General features: G+C 43.9%; 3 protein-coding genes and 1 pseudogene. 2 read left to right on the top strand and 2 right to left on the bottom strand.

All coding sequences use genetic code 11. The annotated features are described in order from the left end of the window. Positions 1-357, bottom strand: a pseudogene (locus VIN08_RS10335) (hypothetical protein); the annotation flags it as partial. A 43-nt stretch (positions 358-400) separates the two neighbouring features. Then, entirely contained in the window at positions 401-1,294 is an 894-nt protein-coding gene (locus VIN08_RS10330; protein WP_331964155.1) for a cyclase family protein, read from the bottom strand. A 227-nt stretch (positions 1,295-1,521) separates the two neighbouring features. Here VIN08_RS10330 and typA point away from each other — a divergent pair, with 227 nt between their 5' ends. Continuing rightward, entirely contained in the window at positions 1,522-3,333 is a 1,812-nt protein-coding gene (typA, locus tag VIN08_RS10325; RefSeq protein ID WP_331964152.1) for a translational GTPase TypA, read from the top strand. A 45-nt stretch (positions 3,334-3,378) separates the two neighbouring features. Next, positions 3,379-4,076: tetratricopeptide repeat protein (locus VIN08_RS10320; RefSeq protein WP_331964149.1), on the top strand; the 698-nt coding region annotated here is incomplete at its 3' end.

The raw sequence follows: 4,076 nt of genomic DNA, 5'->3' as shown, positions 1-4,076 counted from the left end.
ATATCCCAGTATTTCAGCGGCTCCTTTTTTTACTTCGGCTTTGATTACTTCATCTGCATTTACGGCACCATCGATCCAGAAGAGTGACTCCGAACTGGCCATCTTGTTATAAAGCTTGTTGTCTTTCTGCAAGTATATCTGCCATTGAAAGAACGTGCCGTTCGTGTTTGTTTTGTGGTTGCCACCTTTTATAAAGTAATCCTGCTTATCGCCCATCATCATCGTAAACTGATCGTCTGTAACATTGGGCAGTTTGCTTTTATACTTGTTCTGGTATACAATCTTTCCTTCAAAGGGCTGTGCTGTGCCTGCAGAGAATGTAACAAGGAGTATAAATAATAAATGCAGTTTTTTCATTGTGATCAATCGATTTGAAATATAGTTGAATATATAGTTAGCGTTAGGCGTTCAATCTCGCCATAGCGCGCACCGGAAATGTACCAGCGCCTTTAAATTTAGGAGGCACGGCACTAAAAGTAAATCCATCATCCGGTAAGAGCGATAAATTGCAGAGATGTTCTACGATCAGTATATCGGCTCCTAACAATGTAGTGTGTGTGGGCCGGCTCTTGCCACGCGTGTCGTCAATATTATGCGAGTCGATGCCCACCAGTTTTACCTGGCAGTCGCGTAAATATTCGGCTGCTTCTTGGGTAACGAACGGATGGTTCTCATAATACTTCTCGGTGTTCCAATGAGCATCACCCCAGCCTGTATGTAACAATACAGCACGATTACGAATTTCATAGTTGCGTACATGATCCACAGTAATAGCCAGTGTTTCCCGGAAAGGTATATGAATCACTATACCCGTTAAATCAGCGAAAGCTTCCAACGGAACTTCCGAAAGATCTTTACCATGTTCAAAGCGATGGAAGGGACAGTCTACATACGTGCCGGTGTTTGTTACCATTTCAATCTTGCCAATCTGGAATTGTGTTCCTTCATCATAAAATTTCTTCGAGTCTTCACGACTCAGATAGTCGCAGATGATTGGAGCCGGTAAACCTTTATAGGTCACCAAACCATTCTCGATAGTATGACTCAGGTCGATGAGCAGACTTTTCTCTGCTATAGCGTTAAACGGTTTTCGTTTATGTTTCTCGGTGATGATCTCTTTGTTAAGAATACGGGTTTCGCCCACCATCAGCAAACGCATATCGTTCACCAGGTAATCCGCGAGTTCCTTGTCGGTAATGTCATCACCGGCAATGTCCAGCCGGAAATCTTCTCCTTTGATACCGCCACCGTTCGTGAAATAAATCTCGAAATCGAATTTAACGCGCTTGGTCATCTGTGTTTTTTAAAAAGTTATATCAGTAATAATAGTAAGCCAAATCGTAAATGACCCCAATAATGTTTCATCGGAAGGGAAAATACCTTTCGGGATGGGAGTGAACGAATATATTTTTAAGAAACCGTGTGTTAAAAAGCAAACAGTTCGGAGCGAGGTATAGAGAGTGCCGCAAAAAGAACTATCTTTGCGCCTCAATTCAAGAAAAACGAGGAATTTGAGGATTTATGGACGTTAATAAGATCAGGAACATCGCGATTATTGCCCACGTTGACCACGGTAAAACCACTTTGGTGGATAAACTGCTCATGGCCGGTAAACTTTTTAAAGACCACGAGAACCCTGGCGAGCTGATCATGGACAGCAATGACCTGGAGCGTGAACGCGGTATTACGATCCTGGCGAAGAACGTATCAGTACGTTACAAGGACTACAAGATCAACGTGATCGATACACCTGGTCACAGCGACTTTGGTGGCGAAGTAGAGCGTGTACTCAACATGGCCGATGGCTGCTTGTTGCTGGTAGATGCCTTTGAAGGACCAATGCCTCAAACCCGTTTCGTATTGCAGAAAGCACTACAACTCGGTCTGAAGCCGATTGTGGTTATCAATAAAGTAGATAAGAAAAACTGTACGCCTGACGAAGTACATGAGCAAGTATTCGAACTCATGTTCCAGTTGGATGCGAACGAAGATCAATTGGATTTCCCTGCATTCTATGGTTCAGCAAAACAAGGCTGGATGAGTACAGATTGGAAAACTCCTACCGATAGCATCACACCGTTGCTGGATGGTATCATCCAATATATACCTGCTCCGAAAGTAGAAGAAGGTGCTACACAGATGCTGATCACATCACTGGAATATTCCTCTTATATAGGTCGTGTGGCAATCGGACGCGTACACCGCGGATCGATCAAGACTGGTCAGCCAATCGCGTTGATCAAGCGTGATACAAAAGCGATCGTGAAGTCGCGTATCAAAGACCTGTATGTATTCGAAGGTTTTGAAAAACAAAAAGTAGAAGAAGTAAAGGCCGGTGAAATATGTGCATTGGTAGGTTTGGAAGGATTTGAAATCGGAGATACCGTAGCGGATCCTGAAAAGCCGGAAGCCATGAAGGCGATCACGATCGATGAGCCTACCATGAGCATGCTCTTTACCATTAACAACTCACCGTTCTATGGTAAAGAAGGTAAATTTGTAACGTCACGTCATATTAAGGAAAGACTTGACAAAGAATTAGAAAAGAACCTCGCGCTTCGCGTAGGAGATACTGGTTCTGCCGATTCATTCATGGTATTCGGACGTGGTGTACTTCACTTGTCTGTATTGATCGAAACCATGCGCAGAGAAGGATACGAATTGCAGATCGGACAGCCTCAGGTAATTTTCAAAGAAGTTGATGGCGTGAAGTCAGAGCCTGTTGAAGAATTGACGATCGACCTTCCTGAAACAGATGCCGGTAAAGCGATCGAAACAGTATCACAACGCAAAGGTGAAATGGCAAACATGGAACCGAAAGGCGATCGTATGATATTGAAGTTTACGATTCCTTCACGCGGTATCATCGGCTTGCGTAATTACTTGCTGAACGTTACGGCAGGTGAGGCGATTGTTACCCACCGCTTCAAGGAATATCAACCATACAAAGGTGAAATACCAGGACGTATCAATGGTTCATTGATCGTGATGGAACAAGGTGAAGCGATTGCTTACAGCTTGAACAACCTGCAGGATCGTGGTAAATTCTTTATCGATCCAGGAGAGCCTGTATACGAAGGTCAGGTAATTGGCGAACACAGCCGCAGCGGTGACCTCGTGATCAACGTTACTAAAACCAAGAAGCTCACCAACATGCGTGCTTCCGGTGCTGACGAAAAAATGCGTATTGCACCTCCGGTGAAATTCTCATTGGAAGAAGCGTTGGAATATATTCAGTCAGATGAATATGTTGAAGTGACACCTAAATCTATTCGTTTACGTAAAATCTACTTGAATGAGACGGATCGTAAACGCTTTGGAAAACAGTCGTAACAAATGAGTTGTAAAATATCCAGACTCATCACCATCCTTTTGGTGATGAGTTCTTTTTTTGTAGCAGGTCAGAACAACCAGGCAAACGATGCATTGGCATGGGAGACTTATGCGGATACATTGGTAGCACGTGAAGACTTTGCCGGGGCGATCAAGTTATACGATAAGATTATTGATAAATCGAAGCTGAAGAGTGAAGATGACTACCGTATACTATATAAGCGTGCGTATGCTTATTACGGTGCCAAAGATTTTCAAAACTCACTCCGCGATATAAACCAATATATAGCGAAGGTGCCCGACCCACAGGCGAAGTTACTGAGAGTATATATTAACCAGGAGCTGGGCGATCATGCAGCACAGCTTACCGACCTCAACGAGTTTCTCGACCAGAACCCGGGCAATGCAGAGTTGCTGCGCTGGCGTGCGTCTGTATGTATGGATGCCGGTGACTACAAGCAGGCGCAAAAAGATATACTTGCTATACTGGCACAACAGCCCAGTCCGGAGATAGAAGCTTATTTAGGTTTAGCCTATTACTATCAAAGCAATCCAGACAGTGCGTTGATTGTATTCGATCATGTTATAGCACAACAGCCAACGCTGATACAACCCTACCTCTATGCGGGTTCTATGTGCCTTGAAGAAGGCGCCTATACCATGGCATTAGAGTATATCAACAAAGGGTTAAAGCAAGAACCAGGCAATGCTACCTTGTTATTCTATAAAGGAGCTGCACTTGT

It is taken from the genome of Ohtaekwangia sp., from assembly GCF_036568665.1.
Lineage (GTDB): Bacteria > Bacteroidota > Bacteroidia > Cytophagales > Cyclobacteriaceae > Ohtaekwangia.
This window is presented reverse-complemented; position numbering and strand designations above follow the sequence as displayed.

Excerpts from the sequence above, each read along its gene's own strand:
- VIN08_RS10330 (WP_331964155.1), bottom strand. The coding sequence starts at position 1,294 with ATGACCAAGCGCGTTAAATTCGATTTCGAGATTTATTTCACGAACGGT.
- typA (WP_331964152.1), top strand. The coding sequence starts at position 1,522 with ATGGACGTTAATAAGATCAGGAACATCGCGATTATTGCCCACGTTGAC.